This is a genomic window from Streptacidiphilus monticola (genome assembly GCF_042658505.1).
In the GTDB taxonomy this organism is placed as follows: Bacteria; Actinomycetota; Actinomycetes; order Streptomycetales; family Streptomycetaceae; genus Streptacidiphilus; species Streptacidiphilus monticola.
The window spans coordinates 55,452-78,460 of sequence record NZ_JBHSQJ010000046.1; the positions used below are offsets into that span (position 1 = coordinate 55,452).

A 23,009-nucleotide genomic window follows, 5' to 3' on the forward strand; every position below is an offset into this window, starting at 1 on the left:
CGACGCCGGAGCAGCTCACCAGCGCAAACGCCTCTCACTGCTACCCACCCCCAGGTCCTCAGCGGGGGAGCAGCGGCAGACCTGCCGCAGCCCCTACCAACATGCCACGCCCATGTCGTGGCAGGCGGCGTCCCGATCTTGGTCCACAACACGAATTGTGGGCCGGAGAATCTGACATTCGCCACGAGGGCCGAGGCGAAGGCTGCCGCCTATGCGCGAGCCGGAATTGAACCGGGCGCGACGCCGGACTCGGTTTGGACCGTGGGCGACGACGTGACTCAGCGCGGAATGCCTGGGTATAGGTTCGACTCGAATCCTGGCGCTCATGGAATCTATGAGCAGTTCGAAACCGAAAGTGGGTCGCGCGTCATCGCCGAACACACCAATGACCCCAATGCGCCGTTCTCCCACTTCCATGCCGGGCAGCCGAAGACCGACCCGACGCGCGATGGGGTAAACTTCGGCTGGGATATGACTTCGCCATTCGAGAGATATTCCCCCGTTGGCGGCTCCCACCACTTCTACTATCAATCGGACGAGTGAGGATGATGGATCTTCAGGCCCGCAGGACGCTGCTAGAATCGTCCGGCCTCGACGTCGTCGATGAAGCTTGGTCCGGGTCTGTTCCTGAGCCTATGGCGGCGTGGCGTCCAATTATTAGCGGGGATGCCACGCCAGCTGCCCGGATTCCAATCCAAGGCCCTCCTGGGCATCTTTCTGAAGTTCAGGCTCGATGGGAGCAAATCGCAAGCGAATCCGGCCTCTTTGATGCCGAAGGGGAATTCCTTGTCAGCGTTGCTGGCGAGGGGACGGCAAACGCTCCATGGGCATTGGTCCGACGTATGCCGGAAATGGTCATGGCTCAAAAGCTCGGCGTCGTGCAAGGGGAGCCGGAATTTGTGGCGATGTCCACGTCGGGTCACGTAGTCTGCGGTGTGACCACTGAGGAATATGAGGTTTGGATTCTTTCGGCCCTGCTGTAGAAAATCAGTGTGGCCCCGCCGGATTTGCACCCGGCGGTGCCACTTTGTTCGTTTGACAGCTGTTGGTGACAGCAGTTTCAGGGGTTGATGATCCCATTTCGATGTGGGTCGTCGCGTTCGTGCTGGTTCGTCGCGGGTTCGGCGGTCGTGCCGCCGAGGGCGGTGCTGAGGCGGTTGATGGCGTCGCGTTGGATCCGGAGTCGGACGCGGGCGTAGACGGTGGCGGTGACCCCGATGTGGGCGTGGCCGAGGGGTTCCTTGATCACGACGGGTTCGACGCCCTGGTCGAGGAGCAGGGTCGCGGTCGAGTGCCTGAGATCGTGGAAGCGGATGCGGCGCAGTGAACCGTTCCGGGGTCTTTGGAGGCTTGGTTCCGTGAGAGGATCAAGTCATGGCACGTCCGTCCACGTATCCCGCTGAGCTGCGCCGTCGTGCGGTGCTGTCCTGTATTTACTGTCCGCGCTTGCGCCGCGGTGCCGCCGACCTCGGCGGAACGGCGCGCATGTGATCGCGGACCCGGCCGAGGACCTCGCCGAGCACGGTGACGTCCTCGTCGCTCAGCGGCGTGAAGAAGATCCGCCGCACCACCTCGACGTGACCGGTCATCACCCACCCCAGCAGCTCGCGGCCCTTCGGCGTGAGCGCCACGACGACGCTGCGCTCGTCCTCCGGCGAGGACTCCTTGGCCACGAGGCCTGATTCGGCGAGCCGCGAGACCTGGTAGGTCAGCCCGCTTCGGCTGTGCACGAGCCGGTCCGCGATGTCCGTCATCCGCTGCCGGCCCTCGGCGCTCTCCCCCAGCGCGGCCAGGATCTGGAACTGGATGTAGCTCAGCCCGCCCTCCTCGCGCAATTGCTGCTCGACGGCGTGCTGGAGCAGATTGCCCACCTCCATCACGGCGAAGTAGGCGGCGAGCTGGTCGGGGCGCGGGTGCACGGAGTCCTCGGGCATGCCGACCATTCTACTTGCTACGAATTCGAAGCAGGTGTAGCGTCGGCCTGTGCTTCGAATTCGAAGCGCAAAGGGCGAACGAGCTGGAGGCTCCCCCATGTCCACCATGAAGGCGATCCGTTTCCACACGTACGGCGACTCAGACGTGCTGCGCTATGAGGAGACCGCGCGCCCCGAGCCGGCGGCGGGCGAGGTGCTGGTCGAGGTCGCGGCGACCTCGTTCAACCCGCTCGACGCCGCGCTCCGGGCGGGCTACATGAGCGGGGTCTTCCCGCTGGCACTGCCGCACGTTCCCGGCCTCGACGTGGCCGGCCGCGTGGCCGCGCTCGGCGAGGGCGTGACCCGATGGCAGGTCGGCGACCAGGTGTTCGGCCCCGTGCCGCCGCTGAGCGACGGGGCCGCGGCCGAGTTCGTCGCCGTGCCCCAGGACCTGCTCGCCGCGGCGCCCGAGAGCATCCCGCTGACGGACGCCGCGGCCATCCCGCTGGTCGGCGTGACGGCCTGGCAGGCGGTCTTTGAGCACGCCGGAATCGAGGCGGGACAACGGGTCCTGGTCAACGGCGCGGGCGGCATCGGCGGAATCGCGGTGCAACTGGCCAAGCGCGCGGGCGCCTACGTCATCGCGACCGCGAGCCCGCGCAGCGCCGACGCGGTCCGCGCGCTGGGCGCCGACGAAGTCATCGACTACACCGTGACGAGCCCGGCCAAGGCGATCACCGAGCCCGTCGACGCGGTGCTCAACACCGTCGCCGCCTCCGAGGCCGACATGGCCGCGCTGACCGGCCTGGTCAAGGACGGCGGCGTGATCGTCAGCCTCACGACCCCCGCGGCGGGCGACACGGCCCGCGATGTGCGCGGCGTGAACATGCAGACGCGCGGCGACGCGAACCAGCTCGCCAACCTCGCGAAGCTCGTCGATGCCGGAGAGCTCCGCATCGAGATCAGCGCGCGGTACCCGCTCGCCGAAACCGCGACGGTCCACGACATCTACGCGCGCGGCGACATCCGCGGAAAGGTGCTGCTCACGCCGTGAACCGAGCGCTTACGCGAACTCCCCAACGGCCTGCCCCTGACGATCCAGGAGTTCGGCGAGAACACCGACGGCAGCGCGGTCCCGGAGCTGCATGCGGGCTCCGGGCCGCGGACGATCACCGGCTTCTCGGCCACGCTGTCCGCCTTCGCCAAGAAGGCGTTCCGCCCCGACTTCTCCGCCTTCACGCCCGAGCCGGACCCGATGTCTCTCCCTGGTCATGGGGCCGGCGAATACGCCGTGCGGGGCGGCCGGCGTCTTGGCCAGGCCGATCAGCTGAGGAAACGCGTAGCCACAGGCGGCTCAGAGCGCCGGCTTCTTGCTGGGCGGCGGCGAGGTTCGCCGCCGAGAAACCGATGGGTCAGCGGATTTCGCCGCCCCAAGCGGGGGAATCTGGCGGGGACTTGGGGTGTCGCGACAGGTTTCGCCGCCGGTCTGGTGAGTCAGTCCTCGACGCGCTGGCGGACGCGGCGGGAGGGTCGGAAGGCGTAGAGGTCGAGGATGTCCGGCGGGTCGGCCACTCCGGGGCCGCCTGCTCGGGTCCAGGCGGCGATGTCCGCGGTCACGTCGGTGTCGTTGACCAGGCCGAGCCAGGCGGGGCGGCCGCCTGCGCGGCCTGCTCGCATGCGTCCAGGCAGTCGACCACGCGAAGGCTAGCGCTGTCCGCCAACTGGGTGCGCAGATCGCGCAGTTGGGCGGCGTGGTCGAGGCCGGGGATCTTCGGGGTGCCGCAGCAGCAGCCACGGCAGACCGTGACGCTGGGGCGGCCCCCGTCTGCCTGCGGGACGGGACCGGCCTGGCCCGTGCGGGTTCGGCGGCTCACCGGGCCGCCGTCGCGTCGTCTCCGGCGCGACGCCAGGCGGCGTCGCGCAGCAGTCGCAGTCCGTTGAGGCCGACGATGACCGTGGAGCCCTCGTGGCCGAGCACGCCGAGCGGCAGCGGCAGATGGCCGATGAGGTCCCAGAGCACCAGGCCGGTGATGAACACCGACGCGATGACCAGGTTCTGCACCACCAGGCCGCGGGCCCGGCGGGACAGGGCGATCACGGTGGGGACGGTGGCGAGCTCGTCGCGGACGATGACGGCGTCGGCGGTTTCCAGGGCGAGGTCGGAGCCCGCGCGGCCCATGGCGATGCCCGTGTGTGCGGCGGCGAGAGCGGGGGCGTCGTTGACGCCGTCGCCGATGACCATCGTTCGGCGGCCCGCGTGCTCCAACTCGCTTACGGCGGTGACCTTGTCCGGTGGCAGCAGTCCGGCGCGGACATCGGTGATGCCGACCTCGCGCGCCAGGCGCCGGGCGGCGCGAGGGTTGTCGCCGGTCACCAGGATCGGCGGCCGGCCGGTCAACGCGCCCAGGCGGGCGACGGTGGCGGCGGCGTCCGGCCGGAGGCGGTCCGCGATGCCGAGCACCCCGACCGGCTTGCCGTCGCGCAGCACGACCACCGCGGTACGGCCGCCGTCCTCCAGTTGGGCGGCGGCGACCGCGGCGGCCGCGTGGGCCTGTCCGGCGTTCTGGTCCAGCAGGCGGGCCGGTGAGCCGATGGCGACGGTACGGCCCTCGACGCCGGCGCTGACGCCGACGCCGGGCGTGGAGATGAAGTCCTGTGCGGTGGCGAGGTCGAGGTGGCGGGCCCGGGCGGCGTCGACGACGGCGCGGGCCAGCGGGTGCTCGCTGGGGTGCTCGGCGGCGGCGGCGAGGGCCAGCAGCCGGTCCTCGCTCAGGCCGGACCCGGCGAGCGGGCGCACGTCGCTGACGCGGGGGGTGCCTTCGGTCAGGGTGCCGGTCTTGTCGAGCGCGACGGCCTGGGTCTGGCCGAGCTGTTCCATGACGACGGCTGACTTGACGAGCACGCCGTGGCGTCCGGCGTTGGCGATCGCGGACAGCAGTGGCGGCATCGTGGCCAGCACCACCGCGCAGGGCGAGGCGACGATCATGAACGTCATCGCGCGCAGCAGCGAGCCGGACAGTGCCGCGCCGAGGGCGAGCGGGACGGCGAAGACGAGGAGCGTGGCGGTGACCATGCCGATGCTGTAGCGCTGTTCGACCTTCTCGATGAACAGCTGGGTGGGGGCCTTCGTCCCGGAGGCTTCCTCGACCATCGCCACGATGCGGGCGATCACGGAGTCGGAGGCGTCGCGTTCCACCTTCACGCGCAGGGCGCCGGTGCCGTTCAAGGTGCCGGCGAAGACCTCGTCGCCGGTCTGCTTGGCCACCGGCAGGGGCTCACCGGTGATGGTGGCCTGGTCGACGTCGCTGGCCCCGTCCAGGACCCGGCCGTCCGCTCCGATCCGCTCGCCGGGGCGGACCAGGAGGGTGTCGCCGACCGCCAGTTCCTCGGTGGGGACGCTCTCCTCGGTGCCGTCGTCGAGCAGGCGGGTCGCGGTGGCCGGGGCGAGGTCGAGCAGGCCGCGCACGGAGTCGGCGGTGCGGGCGGTGGCCAGCGCCTCCAGTGCGCCGGAGGTGGCGAAGATGACGATCAGCAGCGCGCCGTCCAGCACCTGGCCGATGGCGGCCGCGCCCAGCGCGGCGACAACCATCAGCAGGTCCACGTCGAGGGTCTTCTCCCGCAGTGCGGTCAGCCCCGCCCAGCCCGGCTCCCAGCCACCGGCCGCGTAGCACAGCGCGTACAGCGGCCCCCACACCCACGCGGTCACGCCGGTGAGCTGCAGCGGCAGCGCGATGGCGAAGAGCACGAGCGCGGCCAGCGCCCAGCGGGCCTCGGCCAGTGCCAGCACGCGCGTCCTGCGCCGCGGCGCGGCGGGGCTCGCCGCAGGAGCGGTGGGGCGGTCGAGAAGGGTGGTCGCCATGCGGGGCTCTTCCAAGCGGAGGGACGTCTTCGACCCACCCACTATAAAGGAACAATTGAATGGTTCTTCACGCGTTCTCGGTATCATGGAGGCATGGGCCATGGCATGAACCGCAGCACCACCGCACGCGAACGCCTGGAAGCGGCCGGCACGGACGCCGTGGCCACCACCCTGCAGGCGCTCGCCACCCCCTCCCGGCTGCTGATCCTGGCCCACCTCCAGGAAGGCCCCTGCGCGGCCAGCGACATCGCCGACGCCGTCGGTATGGAACGCTCCGCCTGCTCCCACCAACTGCGCCTGCTGCGCAACCTCGGTCTGGTCAGCACCGAGCGGCGCGGGCGGTCCATCGTCTACTCGCTCTACGACAACCACGTCGCCGACCTCGTCGACCAGGCCATCGGCCACGTCGAGCATCTGCGCGCACCCGCGGCGCGCGGCACCGACGCAGAGGGGGCACCCGAACTGGAACTCCTCTGATCGGAGTCGCGCCGGCGCAGGTCAGTCCCCGCCCAGTCCTGGCCGGCGCCCGGGGCGACCTGTTCGGCCGCACCCCCTGACCTTCTCGTGCGGGGCTGGAGCGCCGACGGCTACCGACCAGCGGATGCGCGACGGCTGAAAGCAGCCGTTCCTTCCTGTCGTCCCGCTCCGGTCACTCGAAGCACAGAGCCCTGGTCGCAGGGCTGCGCTACGGATCGCACCATGGGGTCATTGCCGATACGTCCCGCGTACACGTAACCCTCACCGTCAACGGCCCCTCGGACGCGCTGCACGCGGTGGAGGCGGCGCTGCACGCGGACTGGGCCCGGGTCCTCACCAACGTGCAGGACGATGCCTGCTGCACCTTCATCGTGGACGTTTCCACGCCGACCGCCCGGACCCAACTGCTGCCGATCCTCGTCCGTGACCCCGACGTCCGCGCGAAGGTGGTGGCCACCAGCGCCGAAGCACCCGACAGAGGCTTCGTCGAGGACGCCCCGGAGTTGCAGCCGCCCGCTGACTCCGCCGCCGAGACCGGTCCATCGCCTCGGCGAGCGGTACCGCGTCGAACTCGACCACGAAGAATCCGATCTCCGCAGCCACGACGTCCACGTCGTCGCCCGGGTCTATCCCGGCCGGCTACCCGGCGGCGCCACCGCCTACTGGCGCACGGGGTGAGGGCCTGCCTCACGTGACGGGATCTCCGGCCGGAGGTCTACGGGCCGCACCACTTCGAGCCGCCGCACTGGATCGAGGCCAGCGGCCGGCCGGATCCTCGGGCGCCGGGTGGGGTCTCTTGGCGGTGACCGGACCTATGGGGTGCGCCCGGTCATTCGTCCCAAGCTTCGATCATGACCTGCTTGGAGATCTTGCCATCGCGCAGCGTGATCATCGACTCGGACAGAACGCGCAGCCCATCCGGGTACTCGCACGACTCGCTGTAGGCAACGGTGTCGCCCTGAATCACGCACTGCTCCAGCTTGTGGGTCAGGTCACGGCTGTAGACATCGGTCAGCATGGCACCGATCGCGTCCCGGCCGGTCACGATCTGGGGGTGGCTCGGTGTTGCGTTGCGGTTGACCAGCCGAATCTCGGCGTCGTCCCGGTAGAGGGACAACAGCGTCTCAGGAGTGTGTCCCTCGATGCCCCGACGCAGCGTGTCGGCGTCGAAGGCGGGACGTGCCGCAGCGCTCATGGTGGCCTCCTTCGTCATCTTCGAGGCTCCTCTGCTGCAGCGGCCCCAGCAAGCGCAGCGACCCTCAGCCCGAAATGTGGGAGTGGCCGGGGGCAGCCGTCCGCGGCCAGGCCGACCATCGCTTTCGCGTCTTGCGGTCCAGGCAATCCGACAGCTCGTGACGAAGGTGGAAGCCTGAAACCAGGACCGCGGGGGATCGAGCCGGCTGGCAACAGCCAAGCCCCGAGTCAGTGGGTGGTCAGGTCTTCCCAGCGGGCCCCTTCGACCGGGCCCTGCCGAACGCGACCGTCCGTCCGCGCTGCTCAGTCGGCGTCGGGAGTGGACAGCTCCTCGGGGCGGTGCTCGTGCAGGAGACCGGGGAAGGTGCCCACGGCGTCGAGGGCGACCGCCAACTCGCCGAGCACCAGCGGGTCTTCGAGAGGGCCGCGCAGGTGCTCCTCCAGTCGGCGCAGGCGGTACCGCACCGTGTTGGGGTGGCAGTACAGGGCCTGGGCGGCCTCCGCGGCCGAGCCGTGGGCCTGGAGCCACGCCTGGGCGGTGGCCAGCAGGGTGGTGCGCTCGTTGTCGGGTAGGCACAGCACGCCGCCCAGGACGCGGTTGACGGCCCGGCGGGTGCTGTCGAGGTTGGCCAGGACCAGGCCGGTCAGCGGGGCGTCGTCCAATTGCCGTACCGCCGCTGAGCCTTGGGGAAGCGACTCCAGGGCGACCTGGGCGTAGCGCAGGGTCCGCATGGTCTGGTCGAGCCGTTGGTAGACCGGGCTCAGGCCGACGCGCCCGGTCGCGCAGCCCCGGAACACGTCCAGGACGGTGGCTTCGGAGTTGCGCGGGGGGAGGGAGAGGATGCCGATCTCCTGGCCGGGCCGGGCCCGCCACGCGGATCCCACATCCAGGGCGCGCAGGTGCGACTCCAGGCCGGGCAGGGGCGGCTCGCCGACGGCCACGACTTCGGCCACCGCCACCACGAACCGCCCCTGCGGGGGGAAGCCCAGCAGCCGGGCGATCTCCCAGACGGCTTCTCCGTCGGCGGTCTGACCGTCGATCAGGGCGGACACGAGCGCGGACCGGCGGCGGTCGGTCTCCAGCATGTGCTCCGCGATGGCGTCGCGGTAGGAGTCCGTCAGCGCGGTGGAGTAGGCGTCGGCCAGAGCCCAGATCCGGGAGGCGGTGGTGAGCAGTGCGGCGGTGGTCTCCTCGCCGGTGCGCTGCGCTTCGTGGAGGAGCTGGTCCCAGAAGTAGGCGAAGCTGAGGCGGTAGCAGTGCAGGACGTCGGCCAGGGGAGCGCCCTGCCCGGCGCGCTTGCGGCCGGTCGTGTCCGGTGCGGTGATGTCGGGCGGTCCGGGACCGGGCCGGGCGAGCTCGGCGAGGACGAAGGCCACGCTGCCGCGCAGTCCCTCGTCCAGGTCGCGCCGGCTCACGACCGCGCCGCGGTAGAACGGGACGTGGCGCACGACGACGTCGATCATCCCGTCGATGATCTCGTCCAGCCGGTCGTCCAGTGCTTTGGCGACACCGGCCAGGGGTGCGGTCGCAAGCTCTTCGCCGTCCACGGCCCGAGCCTAGCCACCCGCGGGCCGCCTGTCCCCGGCAGGAGGGCGTGGACCCCCTGGTGTTCTTCCAGGTCAGGGGGGCGTTCCAGGGCCCTTGCCCGGGCGTTGTGCCCGGGGACAGGAAATCCTGTCCCCGTGGCCATAGGTGGCCGGCGGTGCCCCTGGTGATGATCGTGACGAACGCGGACTTCCCCGCGGGAAGAGGACGAGATGGGCAATCTGGCCACGAACCTCCAGGAGACAGCCGGGCAGTACCCGCTGTACCCGGCGCTCCGCGGCGGCGGTGACGTCCTGTCCTACGCCGATCTGGACGATCTGAGCGGGCGCGTCGCGGGAGGACTGCATGCCCACGGCGTCCGCGCCGGGGACACCGTCGGGCTCATGGTGCCGCACGGCGCCTGGCTTGCGGTGCTGTACTACGGCGTGCTGCGGATCGGCGCGGGGGCGGTCCTGCTCGGCTGCGACCTCACCTCCGAGGACGTGGGACGCCGGCTGGCGGCGTCCGAGGCCCGCCTGTTGTTCTCCGGCAAGGCCCCGCCCCGCGCCGACGCGGAGATCGCGGTCGGCCGGGACTTCCTCGACCAGGTGGCCCAGTGGCCCCTGCGCGCCGACATCGCCTACCGCAACGACAAGGACCTGGCCGTCCTGCGCTACGACGAGGACGACACCCACCTGGTGTTCGCCCGGTCCCTGACCCACGGCGCGCTCCGCGCCCAGGCGTTCACGACGGCCACGGCCGCGCTCGACCTCGAACCGGGCGATGTCGTCATCGGCTGCCCGCCCGCAGCGGCCGTCGGCGGGGTCTGCTGCCTCAATGCGACCGTCCTCGCAGGGGCCTGCCTGCTCATTCCCGACCTCGACGCCGTCGCTGACGGCGAAGGCGCCGCCGCGCACGTCGGCCCCTGCACCGGGACCGGCCACGTGAAGGGGTGGTAGGTCCGTCCCGACCGTCGACTTGCCCAGGTTTGGCCGGGTTTGGAATCTGGGAACGGCGGACGAACACCCTTGAAAGCTCTCTCGCTGATGTTGGAGGGAATGACCGTGTCGACACCTCTCTTCGGTTCCTTCGGGTCGTCAGATCCGTTCTCGGACCTGCTCAACCGGTTCTTCGGCATGTCGGCGGGGTCGTCGCCGCCGGCGGTGCAGCGGGTGCCCATCGGGCGGCTGCTGACCGAGTCCTCGCGGGAGTTGATCGCGCGGGCGTCGCGGCGGGCGGTCGAGGACGGGAGCGGGGACCTGGACACCGAGCACCTGCTGTGGGCCGCGACCCAGGTCGAGCCCTCACGCTCCCTGCTCGCCCGCGCGGGCGCCGACCCCGACGAACTCGCCCAAGAACTGGAGGAGTCGCTTCCGGCGGGGGCGGGGACGCCTTCGGCGGAGCCGGGGTTGACGCCGGCGGCGAAGCGGGTGCTGATCGGGGCGCATGCCCGGTCGCAGGCGGCGGGTTCGTCGTACATCGGGCCGGAGCACATCCTGCAGGCGCTGCTGGATCCGGGCGAGGACGCGGCGGCGGGGGTGGCGCAGAACCTCGGGGTGGATCCGGGGCGGGTGTCGCGGGGTGCGCAGGCCGCGGCGGGCGGCGAGTCGGGTCGCGAGGCGAGCCAGACACCGACGTTGGACGAGTACGGCCGGGATCTGACAGCTGAGGCCCGCTCGGGCCGGCTGGACCCGGTGGTCGGGCGGGGGGAGGAGATCGAGCAGACGGTGGAGATCCTGTCCCGGCGTTCGAAGAACAACCCGGTCCTGATCGGGGAGCCGGGGGTGGGCAAGACCGCGATCGTCGAGGGGCTGGCGCAGCGCATCGTGGCGGGTGATGTCCCCCGGACGCTGGAGGGCAGGCGGGTGGTGGAACTGGACCTGGCCGGGCTGGTGGCCGGGTCGAAGTACCGGGGGGAGTTCGAGGAGCGGTTGAAGAAGGTGATCGACGAGGTCACCGGGGCGGCGGACCGGGTGATCCTGTTCGTGGACGAGTTGCACACGGTGGTCGGGGCGGGCTCGGGGGGTGAGGGGTCGATGGACGCGGGCAACATCCTCAAGCCGGCGCTGGCCCGCGGCGAGTTGCACGTCGTCGGCGCGACCACGCTGGACGAGTACCGCCGCCATGTGGAGAAGGACGCGGCGCTGGAGCGCCGGTTCCAGCCGGTGCAGGTGCCCGAGCCCAGCGTGGAGGAGACGGTCCTGATTCTGGAGGGGTTGCGGGACGCGTACGAGGCGCATCACCAGGTGCGGTTCTCCGATGGGGCGTTGGTGGCGGCGGCGCAGTTGTCGGACCGCTACATCGCCGACCGGTTCCTGCCGGACAAGGCGATCGATCTGGTCGACCAGGCCGGCGCCCGGGTGCGGTTGCGCGCACGGGGCAAGTCGAAGGAGGTCCAGGACCGTGAGGACCGTCTGGCGCGGTTGAACCGGGAGAAGGACGAGGCGGTGCGGGCCGAGGAGTTCGACCGCGCCCAGGAGCTGAAGGCGGCGATCGCCGAGCTGGAGAACGAGATCGCCGAGGTCGAGGAGCGGCGTGAGGGCGTCGTCGAGGTGACCGAGCAGGACATCGCCGACATCGTCGCGCGGCGGACCGGCATCCCGGTGGCGCAGTTGACGCGCAGTGAGCGGGAGCGGCTGCTCGCGTTGGAGGATGCGCTGCACGACCGGGTGGTGGGGCAGGACGAGGCGGTGCTGGCGGTCGCGCAGGCGGTGCGGCGCAGCCGGGCGGGGATGGGGGATCCGGGGCGGCCGGTGGGTTCGTTCCTGTTCCTCGGGCCGACCGGAGTGGGCAAGACCGAGTTGGCGAAGGCCCTGGCGGAGCTGCTGTTCGGGGACGAGGACCGGTTGGTCCGGTTCGACATGAGTGAGTTCCAGGAGAAGCACACGGTGTCGCGGCTGGTGGGCTCCCCGCCCGGTTATGTGGGATATGAGGAGGCGGGGCAGCTGACGGAGCGGGTGCGTCGTCAGCCGTACAGCGTGGTGCTGTTCGACGAGGTCGAGAAGGCGCACCCGGATGTGTTCCACACGTTGTTGCAGGTGTTGGACGACGGCCGGTTGACGGATGCTCAGGGCCGGACGGTGGACTTCAGCAACACGGTGGTGATCATGACGAGCAACATCGGCTCGCCGTTGATCCTGGCGCATCACGGGGATGTGGCGGAGATCCGGGAGCAGTTGCAGGCGGCGTTGCTGGCGCAGTTCCCGCCGGAGTTCCTGAACCGGATCGACGAGACGATCGTGTTCCATGCGCTGACCGAGCAGGACCTGTCGTCGGTGGTGGACCTGCTGCTGGAGCACAGCCGGCGGCGGGTGCGTGCGCAGGGGATGGAGCTGGAGGTGACCGAGGCGGCGAAGCGGCTGCTGGTGGCGCACGGATACAAGCCGGAGTTCGGGGCCCGGCCGTTGCGGCGGACCATCCAGACCGAGCTGGACAACCGGATCGCCACCCTGGTCCTGGCCGGGGAGGCGGACCCGGGCGACACCATCGTCGCCGACGTCAAGGACGACTCCCTGCACCTGACCGTCCGTCACCCCGAAGGCGCCGGCGACGAGTCCCGGAGCCCCGAGCACGACACACCGCCCGCGGCCGACCGGATCCCCGAAGAGCAGTAGGCCGGGGACCCGGCGCACACACCGCCGTGTCCCGCCGCCGAGCGCAACGACGAACGGGACAGGCAGGGCTCCTGCTCCACCGAAGAAAGTCAGAGGGCGCACGTGATGAGCACCTCCGAGGCCAACGAGTCGCCGGCGGACGTCGAGTCCCGGGTCGGGTCCACTCCCGAGGGCGCGCCGGAGTTCCACCCGTACCGTCACCCGGCGGCGGGCTGGGGCGCGGCCAAGAGCGTGACCCGGTTCCTCGCCCGCGAGGGCGAGTGGGTGGACGGGCCACGGGCGATCATGAAGATGAACCACGAGAACGGCGGCTTCGACTGCCCCGGCTGCGCCTGGCCCGACGACATCAAGGGCCTCAGGCTCGACCTGTGCGAGAACGGCATCAAGCACGTCACCTGGGAGATGACCCGCAAGCGCGTCGATCGCGCGTACTTCGCCGCCCACACCGTGACCGAGCTGTCCGGCTGGAGCGACTTCGCCCTGGAGGACCAGGGGCGGCTGACCGAGCCGATGGTCTACGACCCGGCCACCGACCACTACGTCCCCATCAGCTGGCACGACGCCTTCGCCCTCTTCGGGCGCGTGGTACGGGAGTTGGACTCGCCGGACCGGGCCGCCTTCTACACCTCCGGACGGCTGGGCAACGAGGCCACCTTCCTCTACCAGTTGATGGCCCGTGAGCTGGGCACCAACAACCTGCCCGACTGCTCCAACATGTGCCACGAGGCCAGCGGCCGCGCCCTGCAGGCCGCCCTCGGGACCGGGAAGGGCACGGTGGACCTCAAGGACTGGGAGACCACCGACGCCCTGTTCATCCTCGGCGTCAACGCCGCCTCCAACGCCCCGCGGATGCTGACCGCCCTCGCCGAGGCCTACCGGCGCGGCACGCAGATCGTGCACATCAACCCCCTGATCGAGGCCGCCGCCCGGCGCACGATCATCCCGCACGACTTCGTCGACATGGCCCTGAACAAGTCCACCCGCACCAGCACGCTGAACCTGCAGGTCCGCATCGGCGGCGACATGGCGCTGCTGCGCGGCATGGCCAAGGCGGTACTGGAACAGGCGAGGACCGACCCGAAGGCGCTGGACCAGCTGTTCATCGACCGGCACACCATCGGCTTCGAGGACTACCGCAAGCTGGTCGAGGCCACCTCCTGGGACGAGATCGAGCGGCAGTCGGGTGTGCCGCGCGACCGGATCCTGAAGGCGGCCCGGGTCTACCGTGACGCCGACCGGTCCATCGTCAGCTGGTGCCTGGGCGTCACCCAGCACGAGCACGGCGTGGACACCGTGCGCGAGATCGTCAACCTGCTGCTCCTGCGCGGCAACCTGGGCCGCGAGGGCGCCGGGCCGTCCCCGGTGCGCGGGCACTCCAACGTCCAGGGCAACCGCACCTGCGGCATCGACCACCGGCCCACCCAGGAGTTCCTGGACCGGCTCGGCGAGCTGTGCGGCATCGACCCGCCCCGCGCGCACGGCAAGGACACCGTCGCCACGATCGAGGCCATGCACCGCGGCGAGATCCAGGTCTTCGTCGGCATGGGCGGCAACTTCGCGCTCGCCGCCCCGGACACCGCGTACACCTACGAGGGCCTGCGCAACTGCGAGTTGACCGTGCAGGTGTCCACCAAGCTCAACCGCAGCCACCTCGTCCACGGCCGCCGGGCGCTGATCCTGCCCTGCCTCGGCCGCACCGAGAAGGACGTGCAGCGTGCGGGCGAACAGGAGACCTCGGTCGAGGACTCGATGAGCATGGTCCACCTGTCCAAGGGCATGAAACGCCCCGCCTCACCGCACCTGCTCTCCGAACCGGCGATCATCGCGGGCCTGGCCCGTGCGGCGCTGCCGGACAGCACCACCCCCTGGCAGTGGTACGTCGAGGACTACGACCGCATCCGCGACACCATGGCCCAAGTCCTGGACGGCTTCGAGGACTTCAACCGCCGGGTGCGCCTCCCGCTCGGCTTCCGGATCAAGCAGCCCGCCCGCGAACTGGTCTTCCTCACCCCCTCAGGCAAGGCCGAGTTCTCCGCGGCCCCGCTGCCCGACGTCATCCCCGCCCCCGGCACCCTGGCCCTGGGCACCATGCGCTCCCACGACCAGTGGAACACCACCATCTACTCCGACAACGACCGCTACCGCGGCATCAGGAACCTGCGCACGCTGGTCTTCATGAACCCCGACGACATGCGCGAACGCGGCATCACCGAGTTCGACCCGGTCGACGTCACCAGCACCGCCCGCGACGGCAGCACCCGCTCCCTCACCGGCTACCTCGCCGTCCCCTACGACATCCCCCGCGGCTGCGCCGCCGGCTACATGCCCGAGATGAACGTCCTCTGCGCCATCGGCGACTACAGCACCCAGAGCGACCAGCCCCTCATGAAGCACCTCAGGGTCACCGTGGAGAAGTCCGCGGACCCGGCGAGGACGCGGTCGTGACGACTCGTCAGGCCGACGACGGCGCCCTCGGCTACGGCTCACCCTCGGTGCCCCACGCACTGCAGGTCTTCCGCGAGGTCCGCGACCTTGGCAGCGCCGACGAGGACCAGGGCCGGGGGGCCAGCACCGAGCTGCCCACCTGGACCAGCTCCGCCTCGGATCCGTCCGGCCAGGGCTCGCTCGGCATCCGCGACCTGAAGCACCGTGAGGAGCACCACCGTGGACAACCCGCACCGCTCACTCGCCCCCGTCCCGGAGGCGGCGTGGGCAGATCTGGACGGCCCGGCACCCGGCATGGGCACGCGGCACCATCGGCGCGTTGATGCCGGGACGGGGTAACCCGGCCTGCCGGCCGAGCGCGCACGGCCACGGCCGGAACGGAGCCGGCGTCGATCCGGTGGGAATCCGCGTGCGGCCGCCTTCGACGAGGCCGCACGGGGTAGGTTCGGAACACAGGCCTGGCTTGCGTCCGCTGGGGGGAACCGATGGGCTCGCCGAAGAGGATGGTCAGGCACGCGGCTCGGGAGCACCGGTTCCTGACCCTTGACGATCTCGACGCCTTCCTTCAGGACGCCCGCCTGAGCGGAGCGCGCGGCAGGGAGGCCATCCACATCGGCGGCCACCTCTGGAACGCGGCGCTGCGCAAGGTCAGGGTCGAGGTGACCCCGACGGGTTCCGGCTACCCGGTGACGGCGTACGTCGAGCCCCCCGCGGCAGCGGCGCGGGCGCTGCGACGCCACTACAGCCCGCACGAGGTCCAGGTACTCGCTCGCCTCCTCACCCAGGGCGCCTCTCCCAACCGGACGCCGACGCCCAGGCAGTCGGACACGGTCCGCCGCAAGGCGGTGGTCGAGTACCAGGCGCCTGGGAAGCGGACACTGACCCTGGACGAGATCGCCGCATTCGCCCAGGAGGCCGACCGGTTGGGAGCCCGCAGCAGCCGGCACATCGAGGGCCAGCCCAAGCTCCTGGGCAACGGACTGAAATGGATCAGCGTCGTCCTCGAGAACAGGCCCGCCCCCATGCCGGTGACGGTGTGCCTGGAGAGCCCCGCGGCCACGGCCGCTGCTCTTCGGCGCGGTCTTCGCCTGCGCGACGTCCGCGAACTGGCTCGTCTCCTTGCGGTGGAAGACGCCCCGGCCCTCGATGAGCCTGCGCCGGCCGGTCGCGGCGGGCAACCCCGGCAACAGCCCCTGGGCGAAAGCGGACTGTCGGTCACGCGGAAGGTGAAGGTCGAGCACGAGACAGAGCTGGACCTGAGTCTGGACGACGTCGCCGTGTTCATCCGGGAGGCCCGGCGGCTTGGCGCCACCGGTGGCGAGATCGTCAAGGCAGGGACGCCCCCGAGGTACCACGGGCCGACACTGTGGAACATCAGCGTGGAGGTCGAACTGCCCCCTGCCGACCGCGTCGTGAGCAGGGTGCGCAACGACGTCCACCGGCTTGCGGAAGCGGCCGAGGTGGTGCGACGCCATCTCGGTCCCGATGACGTCCTGAAGCTGGTCTCCCTCCTCGTCGCGGACGGTGTGCCGACTTCCGGGTCGCCGTTCCCTGCCGAGGGAGCAGCACCGCGCTCGCCTGGCCGGCGGCGCGGCGAACGGGCGGTCACGACAAGGAAGGTGAAGGTCGAGCACCCCTCGCGACACCACAGTCTCACCCTGGGCGAAGTGCACCGCTTCATCCACCTCGCCGACCAGGCCGGTGCCCTGGGCGGCGAGATCGTCACCGACCCGAGCAACAACTGGGAGCCGTTGAGCCTGTGCCTCGACGTCGAACTGGGGCCTCTGGAGCGCCTGGTGGCGAATGCCCGCGTCGATCTCCCGCAGCACACGGCCAGGGCCTTGCGGAGCGTCCTCGACTCCGACGACCTGCGAGAGCTGGCTCGGCGCCTTGCGCCAGACCGTGTGCGCGAGGTGAGCCCCTCCGTTGCCGACGAGGCGAAGCCACCCCGGCCGTCCTAGCGAGGCACGGGCCGCGCTTCCTGCGGCCGGACGTCAGTCGCTTGCCGCTCGCATGCGTGGCACCGGTCGGTCGTTCTGCAGGTCCAGCAGGTGTTTGAAGATGCCTGCGGTGGTGCTCAGTTCGGCGAAGGTGCCTTCCTGGGCGATGCGTCCGGCGTCCAGGACCACGATGCGGTCGGCGATGCTGGCGTTGAAGAGATTGTGGGTGACCAGGATGGTCGCCGACGTTGCGGCACTGTGGCGCAGGCCCATGAAGATGGTGTGCTCGGCCTGGGGGTCGAGGGCGCTGGTGGGCTCGTCGAGGATGAGCAGCCCGCCCTGCCGGTAGATGCCCCGGGCCACGGCGAGGCGTTGCCACTGGCCGCTGGAGAGGGCGACGCCGCCGAAGAACTCGCGTGCCAGCAGCGTCCCGAGGCCGTTGCGGAGGCCCGCGATCACCTCGTCGGCGCCGCTGGCTGCGGCGGCGCGCAGGACGGCTTCGTCGCCGTCGTCGGGGCGGGTGCGTCCGAGGTGGATGTTCTCGCGGGCGGTGAGCGGCCAGCGGGCGTATTCCTGGGGGACGACCGCGACGTGTTGCCACATGGCGCGCGGGTCCAGGTCGCGGGTGTCGCGGCCGTCCCACTCCACCGCGCCGCCGGTCGGCAGGTAGAGGCCCGAGAGCAGCCGCATCAGCGTGGACTTGCCCGACCCGTTGTGACCGATGAGGGCGACGATCTCGCCGCGCCGGATCTCCAGGTCGATGTCGTGCAGGGTCTCGCCGTCCGAGGCCGGGTACTGGAAGGAGACCTTGCGGGCGGCCACGACCGTGGGGCGGTCGGGGACGGCGGTGCCGCGATTGAGGCGCATCGCGGAGGCTTCGCGGACGAAGCCGGACCAGTGGTCGAGGTAGAGGCCGTTGCGGTAGAGCTGTGCCCCGTAGCCGACGATGCCCTGCAGGCTGGTCGAGGCCGCGCGCAGCGCGAACACGGCGGTACCGGCGGATCCGATGCCGATCCGGCCTGCCGACAGCAGCAAGGCGAGCGCGGCCCACACGACGAAGGACGCCAGCCCCGCGGTGGCGGCTCCCAGGACACTGATCCGTGCGGCCCGGCGTACGGCGGCGTGCTCGGCCGCGTCGACCTGGTTGCCGTGTTCGCGGTACTTGGCGAGCAGGTACGGGGCGATGCCGTCGGTGCGGACCTGGTCGGCCTGCCACTTGTCGACCAGGAACCAGCGCAGGAAGTTCATGACCCGCCGCGGGCCGGCGGTGGCGATGACCGCCTCGTAGGAGACCCGGGCCGCGCGGATCGCGGCGATGGCCTGCGGGACCGCGGCTGCCAGGGTGAGGGGGAGCAGCAGCGGGTGCACGAGGGCCAGGACGATCTCGGCGGAGACGAGCGACGCGGTGGCGGCGATCAGGTTCTGGCACTCGCCGATCAGCTCGGCGACCCGCTGCGTGCCGCCTTCCGCGAGGTCCCAACGGTCGTTGTAGCCCGGCAGGTCGTAGGCGGCCAGTTCGGTGTTGGTGGCCGCGTCGAGCAGCATGACCTGGGTCTGCCGGGTGAGCATCGGGGACAGCCGCGCGGAGAGCGCGGTGATGGCGATGCCGAGCAGGGCCCGCAGGCCGGCTGCCGTGGCGATGACCGCGACGGCGGGGGCCGCGTGCCAGAGCTTCGCGGTGATGTGGCCGGAGGAGATCAGCGCCACGATCGTCCGGTTGGTGGCCAGCAGGCCGGCCGCGCCGAGGACCGCGGAGACGACCTGGCAGGCGAGCAGCGCCGCCGAGCCCGCCCGGTCGACCTGCCAGGCCAACCGCATGATCTCCAGGACGAGTTCCGGCAGCCGTTTGGCCATGCCGAGCGTCGTCATCCGGCCGGCGTTGGCGTCGTGGCCTTCCCCCTGCAGGCCGAAGCGCAGCGCCTCGTCCTCGGGTGCGTCGGCTGTGTCCTGCAAGTGTGGTGTGGGCGTGGCCGGTTGCGTCATCGAACCCCCGTGGTCGTGGCCGCCTGCCGCCGGGTCGAGGCCCGAGTCGGCAGTGTGGAAGGTCAGTTGTGTTGGTGCCCGTCGCGGCTGCGGTTCACCCGGCGCCCCGGGGTCGCGGGAAGCGCTATGGGCGCAGTCGGTGGCGAGTTCGGCGCGTCGTCGGTGGGGCGCTGGCTCGACTCAAGCGGCGCGCCTTCATGGCCTGGGCAGATTCGGTTCCCGGAGGGGAGTTGGGAGCGGTTCGGTCGAGCGGCTCTCCGACGGGGCGAGGGATCCCTCATACGGCCAACGCGGGCGCGACCACGGCCGTGAGCCCGGCCTCGATCCTCACCCTGCTGCTCGGCACGGTGGCCGCGCTCGGGGTGTTCAACACCGTGGTGCTGAACACCCATGAGCGCCGCCGTGACCTCGGCATGCTGAAGTCCATCGGCATGACACCCCGTCAGGTGACGGTGATGACCTTCACCTCCATGGCCCCCCTGGGGTTGCTGGGCGGGATCGCCGGGGTGCCGCTGGGCATCCTGGCCCACGCGCTGATCGTGCCGGTCACGGGGCACGCGGGCGGCATCGACTTCCCTGCGTCCATGCGCGACGTCCGGCACGCGGGCAACGTCAGCGCGCCGCTGTTCTGCGGCGTCGTCCTGGCCGTCCTGGGCGTGCTGATCCCGGCCCGGTCCGCGGGGCGGCTGACGATCGCGACGGTGCTGCACAACGAATGACGAGGCACCCGGGTGCTCGTCCAGCCCACGTGTCCGCGCCGGGCGCGGTCACCGGGCGCGCGTGCCGCCGGGCGCGCGCCGCCGGGGTCAACTCCAGGGCAGCGCAAGGGCGGTGGCGGGGAGCACCAGCAGGGCGGTCAGGCCGAGCGTCGCGGTGCGATCGTAGGAGACGATGGCGACGAACTCCCGCAGGGCGGCGGTGAGCCAGTACGGCAACTTCGTGCGCGAGCCGACCACGGTGCCCCGAAGCCCGAGGCGGTCCATGATCAGCGCGACGCGCATGACGTGGAAGTCGCTGGAGACCACGACGACGCGGCGGTCCGTCCTGCCGACGAGTTTCAGCAGGACGGCGCTGTAGGTGAGGTTCTGGTCCGTGTTGTGGGAGTGGTTCTCGCGGTGCACCCGCTCCGCCGGGACGCCGCGTGCGACGGCGTGGCGTGCCATCGCTTCGGCCTCCGACTCCTCCTCGTCCGCACCCTGACCGCCCGAGACGATGAAGACCGGGTCGGCGCCGGCGGCCACGAGCGTGCGGTGGAGGGCGACGGCCCGGTCCAGCCGGTGGGCGAGCAGCGGGGTGATCTTCCCGTCCTCCAGGCCCGCGCCGAGGACGATGATGCTGTCCGCGCGGCCGCGCAGGCGCTGCCTTCCTCGTAGCGCGGTGGAGCACAGGAAGCAGACGAAGAAGGCGGTGACATAGACGGTCAGGAGCGCGAGGAGCAGCCACGCCGGGGCCGGCGGGCGGTGCGTCCGCCTGCCGTCGAGGCTGATCGCCCCCACGGCCACCGCGAGCAGGACGCCTGCTGCGAAGGTCGCCGCCTGCGGTGCGGCCAGGCCCTGGCTCCGCATCAGCAGCACCGCGTCGGTGATCAGGAGCAGCGCCAGGGCTACGGCGGCGGCCCCCGCCGCCGCGGCGACCGCCTCCGCGGCCGGGTGCCGGTGCCCGGCGGCCGGCCAGAGGCTGGGCACCAGGGTCATGCCGGCGCAGCTTGCGGCCAGGGCGGTGAGCGCGCAGCGCCGCAGCGGCAGGCGAGTGACCGCCGCCGTCAGGAGGAACGCCACCGCGAGGACCGCGTCCGCGGTGCGCATCGTCATCCGTTCGTCCCCCTCGATTGCGGTGCCTCCGCCCTGCCGGTCTCACCCGCCTGTCTGCCGGCCGACCCTCCGGGTGCCGGTTTCACCAGCGATACCAGCGCCCGCCACCGCTGCCGGAGCGGGCGAAGAAGCCGACCACCCACAGCACCAGCACGATCAGGGCGCCCCACCACAGCACGTGAACGGCGAAGCCGACGCCGCCGAGGATGAGCGCGAGCAACAGAACCAGCAGCAAAGGACCCATGTGTGTCCACCTCCTGGCAGCCCACTTGCCCCGCAAGCCCACGGTCACGCGCACCGATTTCCGGACCCGGGCCTGGCGCTGGTCGATCGTGCCGCCCTGTCCCGTTCGGAAGGGGTCGCTCGGGTGAGTGGTGCGGGAGCCGGGTCGTGTCGCGGCGGGAGTAGGCCGTTGCGGTTCTAGCCTGGCCGCATGGTCGATGTGCAGCTGCCTGAGGATTTGCTTCGGATTCAGCGTGCGCTGGACGCGGCGCTCGCGGAGGAAGCGGCGTTCCGGACGGAGGTCGCCGCGGGTGACGGGGGTGCGACGGCCGTTTCTCCCCGCCCGGAGGTGTTGCGGGGGCCGACGCGGTCGCGGGACCTGTCCGCGGAGCAGCGGGAGCGGTTGCACCGGATCCGGGACCGGATCGACGAGTTGGTGCTGGCCAAGCATCGGCACCCGTTGATGGCCAGGGCCATCGCGGACGGCGACAGGATGACGATGGACAACCTCCTCAAAGCCGCTGCAGCCGAGGGCCCCACGGTCCCGCAGACCTGACCGCCCTGGTCGGCATGCCATGCGGGGCGCATCGGGAATCCGCTGCGCGGCAGTCGTCGCGAGAGGCGGCGGCTGATCGGGCAGCCCGGAGCGCCAGCGCCAGGACAGTCATCGGCCTGCGCTTCCCGCGAGCCCGGGTCAGGTCCGCGTGAGCCTCTCGACGGTCGTGGCGACCGGGGTGATGGCGTCTTCGGCGCGGAGGAGGTGGGCAAGGCGCCGGCCGTGGCGGCGGTAGGCGGGGTCGGTGACCGCCTGCGCCAGCGCCGCGGCCAGCGTCCCGGCGGTCAGGCGGCGCAACGGGACGGCCCGTGGGGCGACGCCGAGGGGTTGACGGAGCCGGGCGGCTCGACACCGGAAGGAGTCACCGGCAAGCCGGACGACGCGCGCGTGGCCCACCGGTTCGCGGTCCACGGCGGCCGGATCGTCCGCTTCGAGCGGTTCGTCGACGCCGTCGAGGTCCGCGACGCGATGACGCCGGACGCCGGAACGCCGGAGAGCAACCGTGCTGAGCTGCCGTCAGGCGCGGCAGCGCAGCATCTCGAGCGGCGGGTGGGTGAGCAGGTCCGCCCAGAACGCCTCGCCGTACTCGCGCAGGCCGGCCTCGGAGACGTGCAGCGGGACCCACTCGAGGTCACGGAATCCGGCCGCACGCAGGCAGTCCTCGTAGACCTCGCGACGCGGGGCGGTGGCGACGATGCTGATCGGCTGCGGCTCGAGGAAGGCCGTGACCCGCACCTGCGGGCCGGTCCCGAGTTCCGTGCCGGTCGGCTCGCAGCGGAACCCGTACGTCTCCAGGGAGGCGCAGTCGAACCGGTAGTCGGGCTTCTGCGCGAGGACGAAGAACTGCCCGTCCGGCACCAGGTTGCGGTGGACGGCGCGGCACATCCGCTCCATGGTCACGACGTCCTCGGCGTAGTTGAGGCACTGGACGCCCAGCGCCACGTCGAACGCCTGCTCCAGTGGCGGCAGTTCGGCCACGTCGCCGACCTCGTAGCGGATGCCCAGCGGGTCCCGTCGCTCGATCTCCCGTGCGGCAGCGACCATTTCGACGGATATGTCGACGCCGAACACGTCCGACGCGCCCCGCCGACGGAACTCCCGGCTGTAGAAGCCGGTGCCGCAGGCCAGGTCGAGGACCGACCTGCCGCGCACGTCCCCGACCAGTGCCAGGAAGCTCGGCACCTCGCCGTAGCGGGTCAGGGGGAGGGACTTGAAGCCCTCGAAAGCCTCGCCGATTCCGTCGTACTGCTGCCCGCCCATGTGCCGTCCCCTCGTGAACCTCTGCGGTCGTCCGGCCGCAGCGGGAAGTCTGCCTGCGGGACGGCCGCGTCCTGAACTGGCAGAAGGCACATGTCGGCGGCGGGGAACGGGCGTTGGGGCCGGGCGATCGCCCCAGGAGAGGTCACGGGTCTTCCCGGTGGGCGTGCGGCCGCGCTCAGTCGGGGGCGGCGGGCCGTCCCGGGACGACGG

20 protein-coding genes and 2 pseudogenes are annotated in these 23,009 nt (G+C 71.2%); 11 read left to right on the forward strand and 11 right to left on the reverse strand.

Annotated elements, in window-relative coordinates; all coding sequences use genetic code 11:
• Nucleotides 1-117: 117 nt before the first annotated feature.
• Together ACFP3V_RS11940 and ACFP3V_RS11945 are read left to right on the forward strand one after the other, a co-directional pair.
• Entirely contained in the window at nt 118-543 is a 426-nt protein-coding gene (locus tag ACFP3V_RS11940) for an HNH/endonuclease VII fold putative polymorphic toxin (RefSeq protein WP_380582831.1), read from the forward strand.
• A gap of 2 nt (nt 544-545) precedes the next feature.
• A complete protein-coding gene (locus tag ACFP3V_RS11945; RefSeq protein ID WP_380582833.1) occupies nt 546-983 on the forward strand; it encodes a hypothetical protein in 438 nt (145 codons plus the stop codon).
• Nucleotides 984-1,060: 77 nt separating this feature from the next.
• Here ACFP3V_RS11945 and ACFP3V_RS11950 read toward each other — a convergent pair.
• Nucleotides 1,061-1,372, reverse strand: a pseudogene (locus tag ACFP3V_RS11950) (tyrosine-type recombinase/integrase); the annotation flags it as partial.
• A gap of 61 nt (nt 1,373-1,433) precedes the next feature.
• Entirely contained in the window at nt 1,434-1,934 is a 501-nt protein-coding gene (locus ACFP3V_RS11955; protein ID WP_380582835.1) for a MarR family winged helix-turn-helix transcriptional regulator, read from the reverse strand.
• A gap of 97 nt (nt 1,935-2,031) precedes the next feature.
• On the opposite strand from ACFP3V_RS11955, the gene ACFP3V_RS11960 reads away from it, so the two are divergent.
• Nucleotides 2,032-2,967 (forward strand): NADP-dependent oxidoreductase, encoded by a 936-nt coding sequence (locus tag ACFP3V_RS11960; protein WP_380582837.1) that lies wholly within the window; start codon nt 2,032-2,034, stop codon nt 2,965-2,967.
• Between the two features lie 440 nt (nt 2,968-3,407).
• Here the strand turns inward: ACFP3V_RS11960 and ACFP3V_RS11965 are convergent.
• Nucleotides 3,408-3,787: pseudogene (locus tag ACFP3V_RS11965) on the reverse strand ((2Fe-2S) ferredoxin domain-containing protein).
• Nucleotides 3,784-5,772, reverse strand: coding sequence for a heavy metal translocating P-type ATPase (locus tag ACFP3V_RS11970; RefSeq protein WP_380582839.1), 1,989 nt, complete (start codon nt 5,770-5,772; stop codon nt 3,784-3,786). Before ACFP3V_RS11970 ends, ACFP3V_RS11965 begins: the two are co-directional and overlap by 4 nt.
• 93 nt (nt 5,773-5,865) lie before the next feature.
• Between ACFP3V_RS11970 and ACFP3V_RS11975 the strand changes: the two genes are divergently transcribed.
• Entirely contained in the window at nt 5,866-6,249 is a 384-nt protein-coding gene (locus ACFP3V_RS11975) for an ArsR/SmtB family transcription factor (protein WP_380582841.1), read from the forward strand.
• 829 nt (nt 6,250-7,078) lie between these two features.
• Here the strand turns inward: ACFP3V_RS11975 and ACFP3V_RS11980 are convergent.
• Nucleotides 7,079-7,444 (reverse strand): nuclear transport factor 2 family protein, encoded by a 366-nt coding sequence (locus tag ACFP3V_RS11980; RefSeq protein ID WP_380582883.1) that lies wholly within the window; start codon nt 7,442-7,444, stop codon nt 7,079-7,081.
• Between the two features lie 302 nt (nt 7,445-7,746).
• A complete protein-coding gene (locus ACFP3V_RS11985; protein ID WP_380582843.1) occupies nt 7,747-8,991 on the reverse strand; it encodes a PucR family transcriptional regulator in 1,245 nt (414 codons plus the stop codon).
• A gap of 210 nt (nt 8,992-9,201) precedes the next feature.
• Here ACFP3V_RS11985 and ACFP3V_RS11990 point away from each other — a divergent pair, with 210 nt between their 5' ends.
• The 5 genes from ACFP3V_RS11990 to ACFP3V_RS12010 all read left to right on the forward strand — a co-directional run bounded on the left by ACFP3V_RS11990 (nt 9,202) and on the right by ACFP3V_RS12010 (nt 16,988).
• Nucleotides 9,202-9,927, forward strand: coding sequence for an AMP-binding protein (locus tag ACFP3V_RS11990; protein ID WP_380582845.1), 726 nt, complete (start codon nt 9,202-9,204; stop codon nt 9,925-9,927).
• A 105-nt stretch (nt 9,928-10,032) separates the two neighbouring features.
• The gene (locus ACFP3V_RS11995; RefSeq protein WP_380582847.1) at nt 10,033-12,582 is read left to right on the forward strand and encodes an ATP-dependent Clp protease ATP-binding subunit; all 2,550 of its coding nucleotides are present in this window, start codon (nt 10,033-10,035) and stop codon (nt 12,580-12,582) included.
• A gap of 105 nt (nt 12,583-12,687) precedes the next feature.
• Nucleotides 12,688-15,027 (forward strand): FdhF/YdeP family oxidoreductase, encoded by a 2,340-nt coding sequence (locus ACFP3V_RS12000; protein ID WP_380582849.1) that lies wholly within the window; start codon nt 12,688-12,690, stop codon nt 15,025-15,027.
• The gene (locus tag ACFP3V_RS12005; RefSeq protein WP_380582851.1) at nt 15,024-15,350 is read left to right on the forward strand and encodes a hypothetical protein; all 327 of its coding nucleotides are present in this window, start codon (nt 15,024-15,026) and stop codon (nt 15,348-15,350) included. The genes ACFP3V_RS12000 and ACFP3V_RS12005 overlap by 4 nt, the downstream gene beginning before the upstream one ends.
• 162 nt (nt 15,351-15,512) lie before the next feature.
• Nucleotides 15,513-16,988 (forward strand): hypothetical protein, encoded by a 1,476-nt coding sequence (locus ACFP3V_RS12010; protein ID WP_380582853.1) that lies wholly within the window; start codon nt 15,513-15,515, stop codon nt 16,986-16,988.
• A 33-nt stretch (nt 16,989-17,021) separates the two neighbouring features.
• Here the strand turns inward: ACFP3V_RS12010 and ACFP3V_RS12015 are convergent, their stop codons facing one another.
• The gene (locus tag ACFP3V_RS12015; RefSeq protein ID WP_380582855.1) at nt 17,022-18,920 is read right to left on the reverse strand and encodes an ATP-binding cassette domain-containing protein; all 1,899 of its coding nucleotides are present in this window, start codon (nt 18,918-18,920) and stop codon (nt 17,022-17,024) included.
• A gap of 338 nt (nt 18,921-19,258) precedes the next feature.
• On the opposite strand from ACFP3V_RS12015, the gene ACFP3V_RS12020 reads away from it, so the two are divergent.
• Entirely contained in the window at nt 19,259-19,669 is a 411-nt protein-coding gene (locus tag ACFP3V_RS12020) for an ABC transporter permease (protein ID WP_380582857.1), read from the forward strand.
• Nucleotides 19,670-19,756: 87 nt separating this feature from the next.
• Here ACFP3V_RS12020 and ACFP3V_RS12025 read toward each other — a convergent pair whose 3' ends face one another.
• Both ACFP3V_RS12025 and ACFP3V_RS12030 read right to left on the reverse strand, forming a co-directional pair.
• Nucleotides 19,757-20,761, reverse strand: coding sequence for a YdcF family protein (locus tag ACFP3V_RS12025; RefSeq protein ID WP_380582859.1), 1,005 nt, complete (start codon nt 20,759-20,761; stop codon nt 19,757-19,759).
• 82 nt (nt 20,762-20,843) lie between these two features.
• On the reverse strand, nt 20,844-21,005 hold the full coding sequence (locus tag ACFP3V_RS12030) for a hydrophobic protein (protein ID WP_380582861.1): 162 nt from the start codon (nt 21,003-21,005) through the stop codon (nt 20,844-20,846).
• A 189-nt stretch (nt 21,006-21,194) separates the two neighbouring features.
• Between ACFP3V_RS12030 and ACFP3V_RS12035 the strand changes: the two genes are divergently transcribed.
• Nucleotides 21,195-21,539, forward strand: coding sequence for a hypothetical protein (locus ACFP3V_RS12035; RefSeq protein WP_380582863.1), 345 nt, complete (start codon nt 21,195-21,197; stop codon nt 21,537-21,539).
• 138 nt (nt 21,540-21,677) lie between these two features.
• Here ACFP3V_RS12035 and ACFP3V_RS12040 read toward each other — a convergent pair whose 3' ends face one another.
• Together ACFP3V_RS12040 and ACFP3V_RS12045 are read right to left on the reverse strand one after the other, a co-directional pair.
• Nucleotides 21,678-21,950, reverse strand: a complete 273-nt coding sequence (locus ACFP3V_RS12040; RefSeq protein ID WP_380582865.1) for a hypothetical protein — start codon at nt 21,948-21,950, stop codon at nt 21,678-21,680.
• Between the two features lie 105 nt (nt 21,951-22,055).
• Nucleotides 22,056-22,799, reverse strand: coding sequence for a class I SAM-dependent methyltransferase (locus tag ACFP3V_RS12045; RefSeq protein ID WP_380582867.1), 744 nt, complete (start codon nt 22,797-22,799; stop codon nt 22,056-22,058).
• Nucleotides 22,800-23,009: the final 210 nt, after the last annotated feature.